Here is a 16,954-nt window from a genome sequence, read left to right on the forward strand (position 1 = left end):
TGATGATTGCACAGGTTCAATCGGCTGGAATGACGGTAGCAGAGTATCTGGCTTGGGAAGCCGAGCAACCCGCAAAGCATGAATATATTCAGGGTGAGGTGTATGCAATGACCGGCGCGACATTACCCCATAATGATATTGCTGTCAATTTAACGAGCTTACTGCGGCCTTTTTTACGGGACAAAGGTTGCAAAGTCAGAATGTCCGATGCCAAAGTTAAAGTTTCCGAACAAGGCCCCTATTTTTATCCCGATGTGGTGGTGAGTTGTGATCAGCGCGATCGCCACGCCATTGAAGCAATTTGTTATCCTTGCTTAATTGTTGAGGTGTTGTCACCCAGTACCGCAGCATTTGATTATTCTAAAAAGTTTCAATTTTATCGCCAAATTTCCACATTAACCGAGTATATTTTAATTGATGCCACGGAGGTAAAAATTGATCGTTATGCCAAAAATGCAGCGGGCAAGTGGGAGTTAACGGCTTATCCTGAGGAGGGAGCGGATGCCGAGTTAGAACTAAGCAGTATCAATTTTCGCTGTCCTCTGGGGTTGATTTATGAGGATGTTGAGTTGATGGGTGAGCCTTGAGGAGCGGCGATCGCCCCGTGGGCCGGTGTGGGCAAAAAGGTGATTGCTCACTATCACAGCTGATTCGGTGAATTCATATATCACATTTTAGCACTAGTGAGGTATAGTTCTCACCCTAAACTCCCTTCCCCAAGAGGGTGAGGACAATACATCAGACAGAAGGAGCATTTACCGATATCATAGAGGAGAAAAATTATGGCTCTTGACCGTTAACCCAATGTCCAACTTTGCCATTCGTGTGGAAAATCTGGGTAAAAAGTATCTGCTGAACCATCGGCCGGATCGCGATCACTATGCGTTACGGTATGCGATGGCTAATGGCGTTAAACAGTGGAGGAAACGACTGTTACATCCCCGGCAAAGGATTGCTCATCCTGAAATTGAGGAGTTTTGGGCCCTACAGGATTTATCCTGTGAGATTCAACAAGGCGATCGCGTTGGTATTGTTGGCCGTAACGGAGCCGGAAAATCTACCCTCCTGAAAATCCTCAGCCGCATCACCGAACCCACTACCGGACGAATTACGCTCAAGGGTAGAGTCGCGAGTTTATTAGAAGTGGGGACTGGATTTCATCCTGAACTGACTGGACGAGAAAATATCTATTTAAATGGTTCAATTTTAGGCATGACTCGCCGAGAAATCGAGCGAAAATTTGATGAAATTGTTGCCTTTGCTGAAATTGAAAAATTCCTAGACACTCCCGTTAAACGCTATTCTTCTGGAATGTATGTGCGTTTAGCCTTTGCTGTTGCTGCCCATTTAGAACCAGAAATTTTAGTAATCGATGAAGTTTTAGCGGTAGGAGATGCGGAATTCCAGAAAAAATGTCTAGGTAAAATGGAAACCGTGGGTAAAGATGGCAGAACCGTGATTTTTGTCAGCCATCAAATGGGAATGATTAATCAACTGTGTAACCATGCATTCTGGTTGCATCATGGAGTTTTAATTCAACAAGGTTCACCTCAAAATATTATCAATGCTTATCTTGAATCCTTAAACAAAGGGGGTAGTAATTGTTTTATGTCTCAATCTTCTTTGACAAACAAGGAAGTTTATATTTTTAGTGCTGAAACGGTTAATGAGTTGGGAGAACCTCAAAAACAATTCGCACACAATGAAGCTATTTGTTTAAAAAGTCGAATCAGGGCATTAAGTTGGGTTAGGAATACTAACTTTTGCTTGGTTTTAAGTGATCGACAAGGGCGAAAGATTTTGACATCAGAATACCCATTAGATAAAATCGGATTAAAAATAGAAGAATTTGATTTAATCTTTCGGATTCCTTCCAACTTTTTACAGCCGAATTCTTATCATTTTGGTTTATATCTTCATGTTCCCAATGTGCGTCATCTTGAAAGCATTTCGGATGTGTGTGCATTTACAATTTTAGATTTTGGTTCGGATTTTTCTATGTATAATGAAGATGTTGATAGAGGCTGTGTATTTGCTACATTTTGTGAATGGCAAGTCAATGTTTAATTCCTCATCTCCCAAAGAGACCGATTGGCGCTAAAATGCATCTCATTATTTGAAAAACCGCTATAGCGTAATACTCAAAAATAATGCAACAAAACCATGGTAGACTTTGATTTTAGAAATTTTTCCGCTGAAGAACAGCATACTTTAAATGATTTGTTACAAAAAATTTCCCATCGTCCTTTAGAATTAACTGATATTTGGTATCTCATGGATCAAGTTTGGGATGAATTAGGTTGTGACAATAGGTTTTTAGATGCAGAGAATCTCAAAGCATTTTATCAACATCCGATCTGGTTACTGAATGGGTTATTTACAGAAACCGACCCTGTTTCTGTGCAACATCGTAATGCCATCGCTGATTGGGTAGGGCAAAATTCTGACATTACCAGAATTTTGGACTTTGGAGGAGGAAGTGGTGTAATTGCTCGCTTCATTATCCAAGTGAATCCCCAGCAGCGAGTAGATATTTATGAACCCTATCCCCATCCTTATTTTATGCAAAAATCCCAAATTTTCCCGCAGATTCAATTTATTGAGTATTGTCGGGAAACATATGATTGCTTAATTAGTACTGATGTTTTAGAGCATACAGATGATCCATTAAAATTGCTTGCTGAGATGATTTCACAGGTGCGCAATCAAGGATGGTTAATCCTTGCCAATTGTTTTCTTCCCGTGATAAAATGTCATATTCCTACAACCTTTCATTTACATTATACCTTCAATCAATTTGCAAACCAAATGGGGCTTAAGTACCTCGGAGAATGTGCAGGAGGTCATGGCGCTATTTATCAAAAAGTTGCTGACATTGCCTTAGATTGGGAAAAATTGCGTCGTCTGGAACAACGCTCTCAAAAAGCTTATAACTTTCGTCAAAAATATCAAAATTTTGTAAACCCTGCTTCTCTTCGCCTCCAGTATTGGCTCAAACACCCCCTAGAAACAGGGAAAAAATTACTATCGAAACTGAAAAACTACAGGAAAATATAAGTGATATCATGGTCAAAGTTCTACATATTAATCAATCGGATATCATGGGAGGAGCTGGTATTGCAGCTTATCGTCTCCATCAAGGTTTGTTGCAGGGGGGGGTAGATTCTCGTTTATTGGTCGGGGAGGCCAAGCTGGGGGGCGATCGCATTGCTACGGTATCTCGTCGTCTCAAGATAGAAAACCAATTATCTCGTATTAATCGACGATTTAGCCTTAATTATCTTAACATCATCAGCAGTTTTGAAATCCCCAATCATCAATTTTATAAACAGGCTGAGATTCTTAATTTTCATAACCTTCACACCGGCTATTTCAATTATTTAGCGCTCCCTCATCTCACCCGTGAAAAGCCTGCGGTGTGGACGCTTCACGATATGTGGAGTTTGACGGGACATTGTGCCTATAGTTATGATTGCGATCGCTGGCAGATCGGCTGTGGTCATTGTCCCTATCCCCAAGAATATCCTGAAATTAGCCGAGATAACACCAATTGGGAATGGAAACTGAAGCAATGGCTATATCAGCGGTCTAATTTAACCATTGTTACCCCTAGTCATTGGTTAGGTGAACAAGTCAAGCAAAGTCTCTTAAAACACTGTTCTATTGCAGTGATTCCCTATGGCATTGACTTGGAAGTATATCAGCCAATTTCTACTGCTCTTGCCCGTACTGCCTTAGGAATTAATCACTATAAAAATGTCCTGTTATTTGGTGTAGAAAATCTAACTTATCGCCGTAAAGGTGGAGATTTATTACTCAAAGCTCTGCATCACTTACCCAACAGTTTTAAGCAAGAAACTATCTTGATTACATTCGGTAATTCTGGTAATCAAATTACTCAACGGGTGGGGATTACAGTTTTAAATCTGGGCTATTTAGAAAGTGATCGACTCAAAGCATTAAGTTATTCATCTGCTGATTTAACCCTATTTCCTACCCGTGCCGATAATTTACCGCTTGTTTTACAAGAAAGTTTAGCCTGCGCTACTCCCGCGATCTCTTTTGATGTTGGGGGTGTGGGAGAGTTAATTCAATCAGGGATAACGGGATACCTGGCAGAGCCGGAAAATGTAGAACAGTTTACTCAAGGTATTTTGGATTTGTTAAGTAGTCCTAGTCTAATGCAAAAAATGTCGCAAAACTGTCGTCAATTAGCAGAAACAAAGTATGGTTTAACCCAACAATCTCAGCAGTATAAAAAATTATACAATCAAGTATTAAGCCAGTTTAACTCACTTTCCGCAGGTTGACATTTTTACTGTGTATTGTCAAGCGAAATTGCTGTTTTAAGCATTAGATCCTCAAGGAAGATGTCAGCTTCACTTATGTCCGATTATTTGAGATTATTGTGGCGAAATGTTCGAGGAGGAGGCGGTGGATAAAAATGTAGCCACCACCGACTTTTTGCAGCAAAATTAAGCGGGTGGCGGTGTCAAGAAATTGGGCTAAATTCCAGGGGAGGGAGCCATCAAGATAGAGGAGAAGGCGTAACATAAAATGCTGTAAACAGGCAATTCCGGCGGGAGAAGCCCAGCCGAAAATTAACCCCACCGTTACCCCTACCAACAGGGGTAAGCCTAAAAATCCGGCAACAATCGTGAGGGTGACAACACCAATGAGGGCAAAAAAGGCGGTGTAGCGGAGGGATTGGAAAATGCCTTGATTGGGGATGGTGCTGGTGGGAATACTACCCCCGGATAATCCCTGTAATAAAATATAGATAATCCCTGTACCCAAGCCACATAATCCATAAAGAAAGGTTTCCCAAACTGTGCGCGTCCAACCGAGGGTAAAGCCAAAAATGACATAGGCAAACATTGATAAAATCATCACTAAAAGGCCAATTTGTAAGCCGAGTTTGAGATTCGCTTTGGCTTTGCGACTAGACCACCGGATCAGATCGACGGGTTCGATGGGATGCTCCCGTAGCCCGAACGTGAAGGCGAGGGTGAAGCCGCCGCCGATGCCGAGGATAATGGCGGCATTCACGCCAGCGGCAGGGCTGATCAACAGGCCCAAGTTGACCCCGGCTCCTAACCCGGCGATCGCCGTCCCCAATAATCCCACCCCCAAGGTATAGGCCCACCGTTTCCAGGGGCGATGGGTACGCTGGCGCGGATCGCACCAGGTCGGCTGCATCTGTTCAATGAAAAAGACGGTTTGTGAATCCCTTTGCATTTGCCGGGCGAGGCGGGCCAAACTGTAGCGGAGCCGTTGGGGGCTATAGGGTAAGCGTCCGCTATGGCGGTTGAGCATCCGTTCAATATAGGTGTTGAAGAGATCGGTGCGTAGGGTTGTGGCATCGAGGCCGCGCTGTTGGAAATGTTCAGCGGGGAGATCTCGGTAGGCGAGGGTGATAATACTGAGCATCAGGGGGGATTGGGCTAGGGCCTGCAAGGCGGGATCGGTTTCGAGCCAATCACTCACCACCGTTAGCCCTGCGCCGTAGCCTTGGAGGTATTGGCGAATTTGGGGCAATGTGAGGGGTTGGAGACTGACCGCTGCTTGGAGTCGTAGCCGTTCCCCCAAGTTGAAATAATCGGTGACGCGGCAACAGACGACTAATTCCGTTTGACCATAATCGGTGATGAATTGGTTAATGGCAGCGACACAGGGCGATCGCACCTCCGCCCGCACCTCATCCAAACCATCGAGCAATAACAGCAGGGCTTGATTTTTCACCCAATCCCGGCCAATGGAGGGGGCAACTTGATATTGCCGTTGTAATTCCTGAATCACCCAAGCCCCTAGGGTTTGCTTGCCCCGCCAGGAGGAGAGGTTGAGGACGACGGGGATCAGGGCTTGGGGATGGGTTGCGGCTTGATCGAGGAGATCCCGCGCCAGTTCTAATAATGTCGTTGTTTTCCCCGCTCCCGGCTCTCCTAAAATCAACAGCGTCCGCCCCGTTCCCAATTGGGCGAACCGATCCGCGACGCTTTCCCCGGTAATCAGCCTTTCCTCCCTTTCGGCCCCCTGCCACACCACGCCCCAAGGCCGGGCGAGGGCTTTGCTTTCTTCCCTCAGGCCCAATTCCAACAGAACGCGGCCATGGAGCGATCGCTCCAATACCCCTTTCACCCAAAAATTCCGCACCTTATTGAGCAAAATCTCGCGGTTGCGGTCTTGGCTCACTGGGGGGCGCGGGGGGGATTGGGTGGTGACGGCGAGGGCGGACATGGGGATTGTGGGGGTATCGCGGTGGGGGGGTGGGGTCGTGCCGGTGAGGGATGCGAGGGCGGTGGCGGCGTTGGGATAGCGATCGCCCCCCTGGATTTGGATGCACCGTTTTAGCACCGTGGCCAAGGGTTCCCCCAAGGGTAAGGATTCCAGGAGGGGCAAGCGTTGAGCGGGGGAGAGGCGATCGGGTCTTGTCCCCGTCAGGGCTTCAAGGGCAATCATCCCCAAAGCAAAAAGATCGCTACTATATTGCGGTTGTCCCGCCTGTTGTTCGGCGGGCATATAACCCGGCGTACCGATGCCAATCGTAATGTTGCGTTGGGGTGTGAAGGCCTTCACCGCACCAAAGTCAATCAGCATCAATCGCCCGTCCTGCCGTCGTCGCATCAAGTTACTGGGTTTCAGGTCGCGATGAATCACCCCTTGATCATGGACAAAGGCCAGAACCGTTAAAACCTCCCTGACCATCGTTTCCACTGCTGAAGCGGGCCAAGGTTGCCCCAGTTCTCTCTCTAGGGTGTTGCCCTCAATGTAGTCCTGAACGAGATAGAACCGTCCCGCCGCTTCAAAGTGAGCCAAGAGGCGGGGAATTTGGGGATGATCTCCCAATTGGTAGAGAATCTGTGCTTCCTGTTCAAACAAGCGCAGGGCATTACTGGGGCGACTCCCGTCGTGGAGTTCGGGGTGCAGTTGTTTGACGACACAGGGGGGCAGACCGGGGAGGTGATGATCCAGGGCGAGATAGGTTTGCCCAAAACCCCCTTGGCTCAAAGGTTCCCGCAATTCATACCGGCCCACTAACAGTTCACCCATGGTTCAGGTGGATCCTCAATCGTATTGATTTTAATGGTAGCTGTCCTTGGTGCCAGGAGTGAGGGTTGAGGAGTGAGGAAGAATAATTCACTGAACTCTCTTCTCACTGCTCTATCCTCTTTCTTCTCTCTCCAGGCATAATGGGGATGATCATGCAATTTCACAATCCAGGAGTAACGCTATGTCTCGGTTGCTGGTGACGCAATATCAAGCGGAGCTTGAGAAAATCATGCGCTATGGGGGTTCTCGCAAGGAGACGAGTATTCGCAATGCGTTTGAGCGGTTGTTGAATGATTATTGTCGGCCGCGCAATTATTTATTAATTCCGGAGTTGGATTATAAGACGCGGTTAAATACGACGGTTTTCCCGGATGGGACGGTTAAGGATGCGATTCGGTTGGAGCATGGTTGGTGGGAGAGTAAGGATCAATACGATAATTTGGATTTAGAGATTGAGAAGAAGTTTGAGAAGGGTTATCCCGATGAAAATATTTTGTTTGAGGATTCGCAGACGGCGGTTTTGATTCAGCATGGCCAGGAGGTGGCGCGGGTCTCGATGGGGGATGCGGAGGGGTTGGATCATGTGTTGAATGTGTTTGTCGATTATGAGCGGCCGGAGGTGCGGGATTTTCGGGCGGCGATTACGCAGTTTAAGGAGGATATTCCCCACATTTTGGAGGTGTTGCGGGGGATGATTGGGGAGCAGGAGGGGGAAAATGAGGCGTTTCGGGAGCGGCGGGATGGGTTTTTGGCGGTTTGTCGTCAGTCGATTAATCCGGAGATTGAGGTTTTTGATGTTCATGAGATGTTGATTCAGCATATTTTGACGGAGGATATTTTTAGTAATATTTTCCATGAGTCGCAGTTTCACCGGGAGAATAATATTGCGCGGGAGTTGTTGGCGATTATTGAGACGTTTTTTACGGGGGCGACGCGGCGGAATACGTTACGGGGGATTGAGCATTATTATGCGGTGATCCGGCGGAAGTCGGAAAATATTGTCAATCACCATGAGAAGCAGAAGTTTTTGAAGGCGATTTATGAGAATTTTTACAGGGCTTATAATCCGAAGGCGGCGGATCGGTTGGGGATTGTTTATACGCCGAATGAGATTGTGCGGTTTATGATTGAGGGTGCGGATCATTTGGTGTATGAGCATTTTGGGAAGTTGTTGAGTGATCCGGGGGTGGAGATTTTGGATCCTTGTACGGGGACGGGTACTTATGTGACGGAGTTGATTGAGTATTTACCGGCGGATAAGTTGGAGCATAAGTATAAGCATGAGATTCATTGTAATGAGTTGGCAATTTTGCCTTATTACATTGCGAATTTGAATATTGAGTTTACCTATGCTCAAAAGATGGGAACTTATGAGGAGTTTAAGAATATTTGTTTGGTGGATACGTTGGATCATTGTGGGTTTGGGGGAAAGCAGTTTGATTTGTTTGCGATGAGTGTACAGAATACGGCACGGATTCAGAATCAAAATGATAAGAAAATTTCGGTAATCATTGGTAATCCGCCCTATAATGCCCATCAGGAAAATTTTAATCAACGCAATGCGAATCGGTTTTACAAGGAGATTGACAAGGCGATCAAGGATTCTTACATTAAGGAGGGGACGGCACAAAATCAAATTGTGGTTTATGATATGTACACGCGCTTTTTCCGCTGGGCATCGGATCGCCTAGGTGAAAAGGGCTTGATTGCGTTTATCACGAATCGCTCATTTATCAATTCCAAAACTTTTGATGGTTTCCGTAAATGTCTGGAGCGTGATTTTGATTATGTGTACATTGTCGATACGCAATCCGATGTGAGGAATAATCCGAAAATTTCCGGTACAAAGAATAATGTTTTTGGTATTCAAGCCGGAATTGCTGTAATGTTTTTAGTGCGTAATCGCAAGGAAAAAAAGTGATGGAAGCAGTCAAAGAATCGATCAATGTAGATGCAAAAATTCTACAGGCTCTTATGAAAATGCCGGAACCGCTAAAAGAGGAGGCTTTGAATTATATCGAGTATTTGCTTGAAAAGCATTCAAAAACTAATCTTGAAGTGGAGAAGCCGAAGGAACGCCGTTTGGTTGGTTGCATGAAAGGAACTTTTGTTTTACCATTGCCAGATGATTTTGATGATCCCCTTGAAGATTTTGAGGAATATATGTAATGAGTACAATTTTGCTAGATACTCATGTTTTTATTTGGCTAGTGGAGGATAATTTAAATCTGCCAAATTCTGTTAAAGAAAGAATTGTGGCAACAGATAATATTTTTGTCAGTATTGCGAGTTTTTGGGAGATTGGCATTAAATTACAAAGGCAAAAAGTTTTCTTGAATTGTGATTTTGATCAAATTGAAGCGATTTTTCTGGCAACAGATTTACAATTGCTATCGATTTCTATTGAAGATACAATTCAACAATCCAGCCTACCGTTTTACTTGACTGGCCATAGAGATCCTTTTGATCGAATGATTATTTCTCAAGCAATGAATCGATCATGGCCTGTGGTCAGTAAAGATCAAGCGTTTGATGCTTATCCAGTGGAAAGGATATGGGTATGAAAAAGGCGAAGATTTTTTATTTTACGTTGCAGGATGAGCAAACCAAAGAGGAAAAGCTTGAATGGTTTGAACGGACAAGGTTTGAAGATATTCCGTTTGACCACATTACGCCGGATCAGAAGGCGAATTGGATTAATTTAACGGATAATGATTTTGATGAGCTTTTACCGTTGATTGATAAGCAAGTTAAATCGGGGAAATCTGAGGAGGCAATTTTTCAGCTTTTCTCATCAGGTGTCAAAACTCAACGCGATGAATGGGTTTATGATTTTTCAAAAGATGCTTTAATTGAGCGAATGAAATATTTTGTCGAGGTTTATCAAAGCAATCTCGGAAATAGCACGAAAGAAAAACTAGATATCAAGTGGGATGACGACTTAGTTAAATATTTAAAAAGGGGAATCAAAATATATTTTGATTGTTCATGTATTGTAAGATCACAATATCGACCATTTAGTAAACGCTTTATTTATTTCAATAAATATTTAAACGCGAGAACTTATCAATGGTTTGATATTTTTCATGTAGAAAAATTTAACATTTCAATCGCCATCAATGTGGGAAATCCTGACTTTGCTTGTTTAGGCTCAGACCTTATATTTGACTTAGCAAGTCTAAAATTTGGGAATGGAACTACTCAATGCCTCCCCCTTTACCGTTACGACAAAAACAGCAACCGGATCGACAACATCACCGATTGGGGCCTAAACCAAATTCAAACCCACTACAACGACCCCACGATCACCAAAGAAAACATCTTTCACTACACCTACGCCATCCTCCACCATCCCACCTACCGCACCAAATACGAACTCAACCTCAAACGCGAATTTCCCCGCCTCCCCCTCTACCCCAACTTCCATCAATGGACAACCTGGGGCCAAACCCTCATGGAACTACACCTCAACTACGAAACCACCCAACCCCACCCCCTCCCCCAAATCCAAACCGCCACCAAACCCAACCCCAAACCCAAACTCAAAGCCGACAAAACCACCCACATCATTACAATTGATGAAAACACCCAACTCCACAACATCCCCCCCCTCGCCTGGGCCTACAAACTCGGCAACCGCTCCGCCCTCGAATGGATCCTCGATCAATACAAAGAAAAGAAACCCAAAGACCCCACCATCGCCCAACTCTTCAACACCTACAAATTCTCCGACTACAAAACCCAAGTTATTGACCTCCTCCAGCGCGTCTGCACCGTCAGCCTCCGCACCATGGAAATCATCCAAACCATGCCCACCGAATAACCCCCAAAACCCATGAACCTCGAAACCGAACTTTTCCGAATCTTTACCAAACTCCCCGAACCCTTAAAACAAGAAATCTTAAACCATGCCCGCCAACTCCTAGAAAACCACTCAAAATCTAACCCCGTCGATGGTCATCAAAAAAAACGCAGATCGGGCATACTTAAAGGCACATTTGTTTTACCCTTACCCGACGACTTCGACGATCCCCTCGAAGACTTTGAGGAGTATATGTAATAACACCTAAAGTCCGCCCGCAAAACCCACCAACTTCCCAAATAATCCCCCATGCTTAAATCACTCACAATTGAAAACTTTCGCTGCTTCCAAAACTTCGAGCTTCAACAACTGGGTCAAATTAACCTACTCGTCGGCAAAAATAACAGCGGCAAAACCTCCATCCTTGAAGCCATTCAACTGCTTAAATCTCGATCCAACCTCGAACCACTCCGGCAAATTATGCTCAACCGTGGCGAATATATCCTAAATGAGCGACGAAACAACCGTCGAGAATTAGATATTCGCCATCTTTTTCATGGTCATCAAATCCATAAAAATAGCTATTTTTCAATATCCGCTAATAGTCAGGATCAGCAAGAAGCTATTCATTTTCTTGTAGAATCATCACCACAACTTAACTTATTTGAAGAATTTCAAGATTTAATTTTATCCATTGATTGGCTAGGAAGCCAACACCATTTTGAAATACCATTAACCTCCACAAGCTTACCCCTTAAACACTTTAGAGAAATCGATCCAAACCTTCAGCAATTGAATACCATTATCCAGTGGCTAACATCCTCCACATTGACAACCGAAAAAATGGTCGAATTTTTCAATGATATTGTTTTGACTCCTGAAGAAACAATCATCACAGCAGCATTACAGATTGTTGAGCCGAACATTGATAGAATTGCATCTCTTGTTTCTGCAAATCCAGATCAATCTGGTTTAACCACTCGTTTTGTTGCTAAACTCAAAGATAGTGATGAACGCATTCCCATCGGTAGCATGGGAGATGGGATCTGGCGAATGCTAGGACTCACATTAGCCATGGTTAATGCTCGAAATGGCGTTCTATTGGTAGATGAAATTGATACTGGATTGCACTATAGTACAATGTCGGATATGTGGCGATTAATGAGCGAAACTGCTAAACGCCTCAATGTTCAAGTTTTCGCTACAACCCATAACAATGATTGCTGGCGAAGCCTTGCCACCATTGCTGATCATGAAAAATCCACTGAGTCTAACATTATCATTCACCGCATTGAAAAGGAAAAAAATCACAGCGTTGTCTTTACCGAAAAACAGATCATTATTGCTACTGAACATGATATTGAGGTGCGCTAAATGATCAACAAAAACCACTCTAAAATCCTGCTTGTCGAGGGAGTAGAAGATCTTCGCATTATTCCCAAATTGATCGAAGCCAATGGTGTGCCGTGGGTAAAAGCAAAACAACCCGTCGTTTTCATTGATCCCTGCAACGGTTATGATAATTTAGTGAATCCAGACCTGATTGCTACCTGGTTACAAGCTTCTGGACTTTTGGCATTAGGGATCATCATTGATGCTGATGAGAACCCCGAAGAACGCTGGCAAAGTATTAGAAATGCAAGCTTAAATAATATTCCAGATTTACCCAAATCTTTACCAGAAGAAGGCTTGATTCACATAACTGCTCAAGGCATTCGTTTTGGAATTTGGATGATGCCCGATAACAAAATATGCGGGATGCTAGAAACCTTCATCGCTTATATGATTCCCTCCACAGCCGAAGAACTGTGGCAATTTGCCCAAACTGTAACCCGTGAAGCCCAAACAAAAGGAGCGAAATTTAAAGCAGTGCATGAGGATAAAGCCAAAATTTACAGTTGGTTGGCTTGGCAAAATCCCCCAGGGCGGCAACTCCATCAAGCTATCAAACAGCGCATCCTCACGCCGCAAAATCCTGATGCTCAAAAATTTGTGACTTGGTTTAAAAAACTTTATCAACTAGAAAATGAGTCATCGCATTAATTGGCATGGGGGCGAAAAATTTTTGTGCCTCCGGCAGGCTTACGCCAACGCCTCTACACAGATCAACGCTACCCCGAAAGTCTATTCGCAGCATGACAAAAACCAACAGCATCACAACTGACGCACCCCATCCCCCCCTTGGGTATGATGGGAATATGCCGAAATTACCCATCCTCCTATGCCTTGGTTTGTCAAAATTGAACAGGGAATCGTCGATCGCCCCACCTTCGATCAATACGTTCCCGCCCATCGCGCCTACGTTGAGCAGTTAATCGCCCAAGGCCATCAGGCCAAAACCGGCTACTGGGCAGAATACGGGGGGGGAATGCTCCTGTTTTGGGCTAAATCCCGCGCTGAAGCAGAGGCGATCGCCGCCCAAGACCCCCTGATCCTCCATCAATGCGTTCGCTACGAACTCCATGAATGGCGACTTGTGGTTGCCTAAACCCCCCTAGATGTGCAGAGCGAGCCATTTCAGTTTTGACTGAATGTAAAATGATCTTAAAAGCCCTTTAAAATCGGGGATGATCGCCTCACAATAGGGTTTAATCGGCCAAGCCTTCACCTCATATAGGAGTTCCATGGATAACGAACAACAAGTCTACCGGATGCGATGCACCCTCACCTTTGGTGATATTTATGGCCAAATTATTATTTGGCTCATTGTCATTTTTATCTCCCTGGCCACCACCCTCGCCATCTGGAGCAGTACCCGCCAAGCCTATGCCTTTCTAACCATGGGGATTATTGTGGTGCTGTCGTTGCCCTTTTTGGTGTTCGCCTTCGTCACCACCCTCTTAAATCACATCGAATTTGTGCCTTTAGAAGAAGAAGCAAATACGAACCAACTCTCCCTCAATACACCCCGTCCCGCCAGCCAAAAACCCGCAACCGCCAGTTAGCCCCCATGCCTCGCTTAAACCCCTAAAAAATGGGGAGCCAACGGCTCCCTATCTTAACCCTTGAGGATTCTATAAGAGTTTTTTCCCGTAGACACGGTGGGGAGATTGGGCAATTTGATTCTGAGCAGGTTCTGAGATTTGGGGTGAGTGACTTTTTTCCAGGACACAATAAATCCCCTGATAAATCAGTGCTTCTCGTTGGAGTTTTCGTTGGGCGGATTCGTGGGTAATGGGCGAAAAACCCAAAGGTTCATTCTCTTCACAAACAGCGTAGAGATTGGGAATCCGGCTTAAAACGTAAGCGAGGAGATCCGGGATTAAATTACAGGATCGAAAGCGTTCTTGGACAGGTTTGGGCTGCTCGGCAAGAATATACTCAATATCATCTTGCACCAACAGGTGAGTCCTATTGACCAAGGTTTTTCCCATTACGTTTTTCCTCCAGACCGGAAATAGTCTGAATTACAGCATCATTAACTGAGTATTATAGGGGGAAGGGGGCCTTCCCCACAGGCAGAAATTGCGGAAAAATGTTGGCGTGATCTTTATCACAAAGACACTTTTCAAAGTGAGTATTTATGCTTATCGAATATTATTGGTTGCCAGGGGCCGGGGGGCCGGCGGGGCAGGGCGTTGGCTGCGGCGAAGACTCTGGCGGGCCATAGCGATAGTTTGAGGAAAAACGCCGACAATATTACCTAATACTTCGTCGGGAATTTCGGCGATCGCCCGCCCCCCAAAATATTGCTGCATCATCACCACAATCCGCCGCCCCCGCTTGAGCGGAACGGGACAATCCACCGCCTTGCGCGTCGCTTCAATCCACTGACTCCGGGCATGAAACGCTTGATACTTGCGCTGGAAATTTTCAGGATAGGTGAGGGCCACATTCCCCAACGGGATTAAACGCGCACAGTCCAAATCCACCACCCCCCCCACCAGCGCACCGGGGCCCACCACTTCCGCATAATGAGGATGGCAAATAATCATGCCATTGCCCTTCCTTGCCTTGACATAAAAAACTTGACCGCTCCGCAGTTGGTTGAGAACCTGTGTCGGGCGAAAGAGGGGGTTAGGGGTAAGTGCTCGCTGTAACATGATTCGTGGGGGGGAGCAGGAAGATTTTGTGAACTTTGTTAAAAAATCCTAACAACTCTATTTTAAAAGCTCTCACCAAAAAAAAAGACCGCAAATTTGGCGATTTTCTGAAAAAGAGCCGGTAGCAAAAAGCACATCGGCTCTCCGCATATTTAGGGAGAAAAATTCAGACAATGGGCAGATGCAAAGATGTATCGTTGACATCAATGTGATTTTAACCCAACTCCCCCCCACTGTCAGCAGTCTTGTCGAAGAGGGAAGGATCAGGGGATGATGGGACTATTGCGCTCAAAGATAGACTCAAGCTTGTGGATGTAACCTTTTTAGGAACCAGTTCCGGTGTGCCGACGCGATCGCGCAATGTTTCTAGCGTTGCCGTTCGTCTGCCCCAACGGGCCGAGGTGTGGCTCTTTGACTGTGGCGAAGGCACACAGCACCAACTCCTGCGCAGCGATATCCGCCCCTCCCAAATCCGCCGCATCTTCATCACCCATATGCATGGGGATCACATCTATGGCCTGATGGGTTTAATCGCCAGTTGTGGCCTGGCCGGTACGGGCCAAACCATCGACATTTACGGCCCCCCCGGTTTAAAGGACTACATTGCCACCGCCAGCAAATATTCCTATATGGATATTGGCCGGCGGGTGAATGTCCATCCAGTTACACCAGGGCTAGTTTATGAAGATGCAGAATTTCAAGTCACCTGCGCTCTGTTAACCCATCGTATCCCTGCCCACGGCTACCGACTGGCGGAAAAAGACCGCCCGGGCCGGTTTCGGGTTGAGGAGGCCACCGCCCTCGGCATTCCCCCCGGCCCCCTCTACGGCGCATTAAAACAGGGCAAAACCGTCACCCTCGAAGATGGCCGCCGGATTAATGGTGCGGATTTGTGTGATCTGCCGGAAACGGGGCGGAGCATGGTCTACTGTACTGATACTGTGTTTTGTGACAATGCCGTGGAACTGGCCAAAGGGGCCGATGTGTTGATCCATGAGGCTACCTTTGCCCATGAGGATGCTCAGATGGCCTTCGATCGCCTCCATTCCACTTCCACCATGGCCGCCCAAGTGGCCTACCTCGCCCAAGTACAGCAATTAATCCTCACCCATTTCAGCCCCCGCTATGCCCCCGGCAACCCGATTCAATTGGGGGATCTCTTGACCGAAGCCCAAGCAATTTTTCCCAATACATTTCTAGCCAAGGATTTTCTCACCCATAGCATCCCCCGCCATCGTCTCGCGGCTGAGGCTTAAACCAAACGGGATAACAGCGAAAACACGCCAAAACCAATTAAAACCACACCGCTTACCGGATTAATCCACCCCGACCACCGCCGTAAACTGAGCAATTGCTTCACCGTCCCGGTGAACGTTCCCGCTAACACCAACGGCAACACATAACCCAAGGCATAGGCTAACAACAACACTGCACCCAGGGCTAAATTTTGCCGACTCCCTACCCAAGCTAATAATGTGGCTAAAACCGGCGTGCTACAGGGAGAGGCTACTAAGCCAAACGTTAGCCCCAAGAGGTACGATCGCACCCCCGTCGGCAGATGCTCCCCAATCCAAGCCCCCCCGCCCCAATTGGGCCAGCGCAGGGGGATAATTTCCAGTAAATTTAAACCCATGAGAATGGCGATCGCACTCACCGCCAAAGGCAACCCCACCCCCACCTGGCCATAAACCCGCCCCAAACCCGCCGCCGCTATCCCCAACCCCGCCAACGTCGTCGCCAACCCCAGGGCAAACCAAGCCGATTGCACCAACGCCACTCCTCGCCCTTGGGATTCATAGCCGCCAATATAGGCGATCGTAATCGGCAACATGGAGAGCATACAAGGGGTGAGGCTTGTTAAGAGTCCCGCTAAAAAAATCAGCGACACACTCAAGATCGTGATGTGATCCAATTGGGCTGTGACCAATTGATTGGCGTATTGGGAGAGGGTATAAAGCTGAGTTTGGAGGGTTTCCAGCATGGATAGAGGGGTAAGGGGTAGGAATATCGTAGCTTGGGGAATGGGGAATGGGTTTAATTCAGGATTCCGTAGGGGCGT

The 16,954-nt window shown here is 46.1% G+C and carries 18 protein-coding genes; 14 read left to right on the forward strand and 4 right to left on the reverse strand.

Annotated elements, in window-relative coordinates; translation table 11 throughout:
• The first annotated feature begins 2 nt into the window (after positions 1-2).
• The 4 genes from VB712_RS15615 to VB712_RS15630 all read left to right on the forward strand — a co-directional run bounded on the left by VB712_RS15615 (position 3) and on the right by VB712_RS15630 (position 4,310).
• On the forward strand, positions 3-587 hold the full coding sequence (locus VB712_RS15615) for a Uma2 family endonuclease (RefSeq protein WP_323256359.1): 585 nt from the start codon (positions 3-5) through the stop codon (positions 585-587).
• Between the two features lie 217 nt (positions 588-804).
• Entirely contained in the window at positions 805-2,067 is a 1,263-nt protein-coding gene (locus tag VB712_RS15620; protein WP_323256361.1) for an ABC transporter ATP-binding protein, read from the forward strand.
• 96 nt (positions 2,068-2,163) lie between these two features.
• A complete protein-coding gene (locus VB712_RS15625; RefSeq protein ID WP_323256363.1) occupies positions 2,164-3,057 on the forward strand; it encodes a methyltransferase domain-containing protein in 894 nt (297 codons plus the stop codon).
• An 8-nt stretch (positions 3,058-3,065) separates the two neighbouring features.
• Positions 3,066-4,310 carry a glycosyltransferase family 4 protein gene (locus tag VB712_RS15630; protein WP_416236367.1) on the forward strand — a complete coding sequence of 415 codons (1,245 nt, stop codon included), beginning with the start codon at positions 3,066-3,068 and terminating at the stop codon, positions 4,308-4,310.
• Between the two features lie 73 nt (positions 4,311-4,383).
• Here VB712_RS15630 and VB712_RS15635 read toward each other — a convergent pair whose 3' ends face one another.
• Positions 4,384-7,050: a protein kinase domain-containing protein gene (locus tag VB712_RS15635; protein WP_323256367.1), complete on the reverse strand. Its 2,667-nt coding sequence runs from the start codon at positions 7,048-7,050 to the stop codon at positions 4,384-4,386.
• 181 nt (positions 7,051-7,231) lie between these two features.
• On the opposite strand from VB712_RS15635, the gene VB712_RS15640 reads away from it, so the two are divergent.
• From VB712_RS15640 to VB712_RS15680, 9 genes are all read left to right on the forward strand, one after another.
• Positions 7,232-8,971, forward strand: coding sequence for an N-6 DNA methylase (locus tag VB712_RS15640; protein WP_323256369.1), 1,740 nt, complete (start codon positions 7,232-7,234; stop codon positions 8,969-8,971).
• Positions 8,971-9,219, forward strand: a complete 249-nt coding sequence (locus VB712_RS15645; RefSeq protein WP_323256371.1) for a DUF2281 domain-containing protein — start codon at positions 8,971-8,973, stop codon at positions 9,217-9,219. The genes VB712_RS15640 and VB712_RS15645 overlap by 1 nt, the downstream gene beginning before the upstream one ends.
• A complete protein-coding gene (locus VB712_RS15650) occupies positions 9,219-9,614 on the forward strand; it encodes a type II toxin-antitoxin system VapC family toxin (protein WP_323256373.1) in 396 nt (131 codons plus the stop codon). The genes VB712_RS15645 and VB712_RS15650 overlap by 1 nt, the downstream gene beginning before the upstream one ends.
• On the forward strand, positions 9,605-10,873 hold the full coding sequence (locus VB712_RS15655; protein WP_323256375.1) for a type ISP restriction/modification enzyme: 1,269 nt from the start codon (positions 9,605-9,607) through the stop codon (positions 10,871-10,873). The genes VB712_RS15650 and VB712_RS15655 overlap by 10 nt, the downstream gene beginning before the upstream one ends.
• 12 nt (positions 10,874-10,885) lie before the next feature.
• Positions 10,886-11,110 (forward strand): DUF2281 domain-containing protein, encoded by a 225-nt coding sequence (locus VB712_RS15660; RefSeq protein WP_323256377.1) that lies wholly within the window; start codon positions 10,886-10,888, stop codon positions 11,108-11,110.
• Between the two features lie 51 nt (positions 11,111-11,161).
• Positions 11,162-12,226, forward strand: a complete 1,065-nt coding sequence (locus VB712_RS15665) for an AAA family ATPase (RefSeq protein WP_323256379.1) — start codon at positions 11,162-11,164, stop codon at positions 12,224-12,226.
• Complete coding sequence (locus VB712_RS15670) at positions 12,227-12,895, forward strand: DUF3226 domain-containing protein (RefSeq protein ID WP_323256381.1); 669 nt, start codon at positions 12,227-12,229, stop codon at positions 12,893-12,895. It begins immediately after the preceding gene.
• A 178-nt stretch (positions 12,896-13,073) separates the two neighbouring features.
• Positions 13,074-13,340 (forward strand): YciI family protein, encoded by a 267-nt coding sequence (locus VB712_RS15675; RefSeq protein WP_323256383.1) that lies wholly within the window; start codon positions 13,074-13,076, stop codon positions 13,338-13,340.
• Positions 13,341-13,476: 136 nt separating this feature from the next.
• Positions 13,477-13,797 (forward strand): hypothetical protein, encoded by a 321-nt coding sequence (locus VB712_RS15680; RefSeq protein ID WP_323256385.1) that lies wholly within the window; start codon positions 13,477-13,479, stop codon positions 13,795-13,797.
• Between the two features lie 69 nt (positions 13,798-13,866).
• On the opposite strand, the gene VB712_RS15685 is transcribed toward VB712_RS15680, so the two are convergent.
• On the reverse strand, positions 13,867-14,226 hold the full coding sequence (locus VB712_RS15685; RefSeq protein ID WP_323256387.1) for a hypothetical protein: 360 nt from the start codon (positions 14,224-14,226) through the stop codon (positions 13,867-13,869).
• A 153-nt stretch (positions 14,227-14,379) separates the two neighbouring features.
• A complete protein-coding gene (locus tag VB712_RS15690) occupies positions 14,380-14,895 on the reverse strand; it encodes a hypothetical protein (protein ID WP_323256389.1) in 516 nt (171 codons plus the stop codon).
• A gap of 308 nt (positions 14,896-15,203) precedes the next feature.
• Between VB712_RS15690 and VB712_RS15695 the strand changes: the two genes are divergently transcribed.
• Positions 15,204-16,151, forward strand: a complete 948-nt coding sequence (locus tag VB712_RS15695) for a ribonuclease Z (RefSeq protein WP_323256391.1) — start codon at positions 15,204-15,206, stop codon at positions 16,149-16,151.
• On the opposite strand, the gene VB712_RS15700 is transcribed toward VB712_RS15695, so the two are convergent.
• Positions 16,148-16,876 carry a cytochrome c biogenesis protein CcdA gene (locus VB712_RS15700; RefSeq protein ID WP_323256393.1) on the reverse strand — a complete coding sequence of 243 codons (729 nt, stop codon included), beginning with the start codon at positions 16,874-16,876 and terminating at the stop codon, positions 16,148-16,150. The two genes, VB712_RS15695 and VB712_RS15700, sit on opposite strands and share 4 nt — an antisense overlap.
• Positions 16,877-16,954: the final 78 nt, after the last annotated feature.

Origin of the sequence: Spirulina sp. CCNP1310 (genome assembly GCF_034932185.1) — a bacterium.
In the GTDB taxonomy this organism is placed as follows: Bacteria; Cyanobacteriota; Cyanobacteriia; order Cyanobacteriales; family Spirulinaceae; genus Spirulina.

Coding starts and splice junctions, on each gene's coding strand:
- VB712_RS15615 (WP_323256359.1), top strand. CDS start 3: ATGATTGCACAGGTTCAATCGGCTGGAATGACGGTAGCAGAGTATCTG.
- VB712_RS15620 (WP_323256361.1), top strand. CDS start 805: ATGTCCAACTTTGCCATTCGTGTGGAAAATCTGGGTAAAAAGTATCTG.
- VB712_RS15625 (WP_323256363.1), top strand. CDS start 2,164: ATGGTAGACTTTGATTTTAGAAATTTTTCCGCTGAAGAACAGCATACT.
- VB712_RS15630 (WP_416236367.1), top strand. CDS start 3,066: ATGGTCAAAGTTCTACATATTAATCAATCGGATATCATGGGAGGAGCT.
- VB712_RS15635 (WP_323256367.1), bottom strand. CDS start 7,050: ATGGGTGAACTGTTAGTGGGCCGGTATGAATTGCGGGAACCTTTGAGC.
- VB712_RS15640 (WP_323256369.1), top strand. CDS start 7,232: ATGTCTCGGTTGCTGGTGACGCAATATCAAGCGGAGCTTGAGAAAATC.
- VB712_RS15645 (WP_323256371.1), top strand. CDS start 8,971: ATGGAAGCAGTCAAAGAATCGATCAATGTAGATGCAAAAATTCTACAG.
- VB712_RS15650 (WP_323256373.1), top strand. CDS start 9,219: ATGAGTACAATTTTGCTAGATACTCATGTTTTTATTTGGCTAGTGGAG.
- VB712_RS15655 (WP_323256375.1), top strand. CDS start 9,605: ATGGGTATGAAAAAGGCGAAGATTTTTTATTTTACGTTGCAGGATGAG.
- VB712_RS15660 (WP_323256377.1), top strand. CDS start 10,886: ATGAACCTCGAAACCGAACTTTTCCGAATCTTTACCAAACTCCCCGAA.
- VB712_RS15665 (WP_323256379.1), top strand. CDS start 11,162: ATGCTTAAATCACTCACAATTGAAAACTTTCGCTGCTTCCAAAACTTC.
- VB712_RS15670 (WP_323256381.1), top strand. CDS start 12,227: ATGATCAACAAAAACCACTCTAAAATCCTGCTTGTCGAGGGAGTAGAA.
- VB712_RS15675 (WP_323256383.1), top strand. CDS start 13,074: ATGCCTTGGTTTGTCAAAATTGAACAGGGAATCGTCGATCGCCCCACC.
- VB712_RS15680 (WP_323256385.1), top strand. CDS start 13,477: ATGGATAACGAACAACAAGTCTACCGGATGCGATGCACCCTCACCTTT.
- VB712_RS15685 (WP_323256387.1), bottom strand. CDS start 14,226: ATGGGAAAAACCTTGGTCAATAGGACTCACCTGTTGGTGCAAGATGAT.
- VB712_RS15690 (WP_323256389.1), bottom strand. CDS start 14,895: ATGTTACAGCGAGCACTTACCCCTAACCCCCTCTTTCGCCCGACACAG.
- VB712_RS15700 (WP_323256393.1), bottom strand. CDS start 16,876: ATGCTGGAAACCCTCCAAACTCAGCTTTATACCCTCTCCCAATACGCC.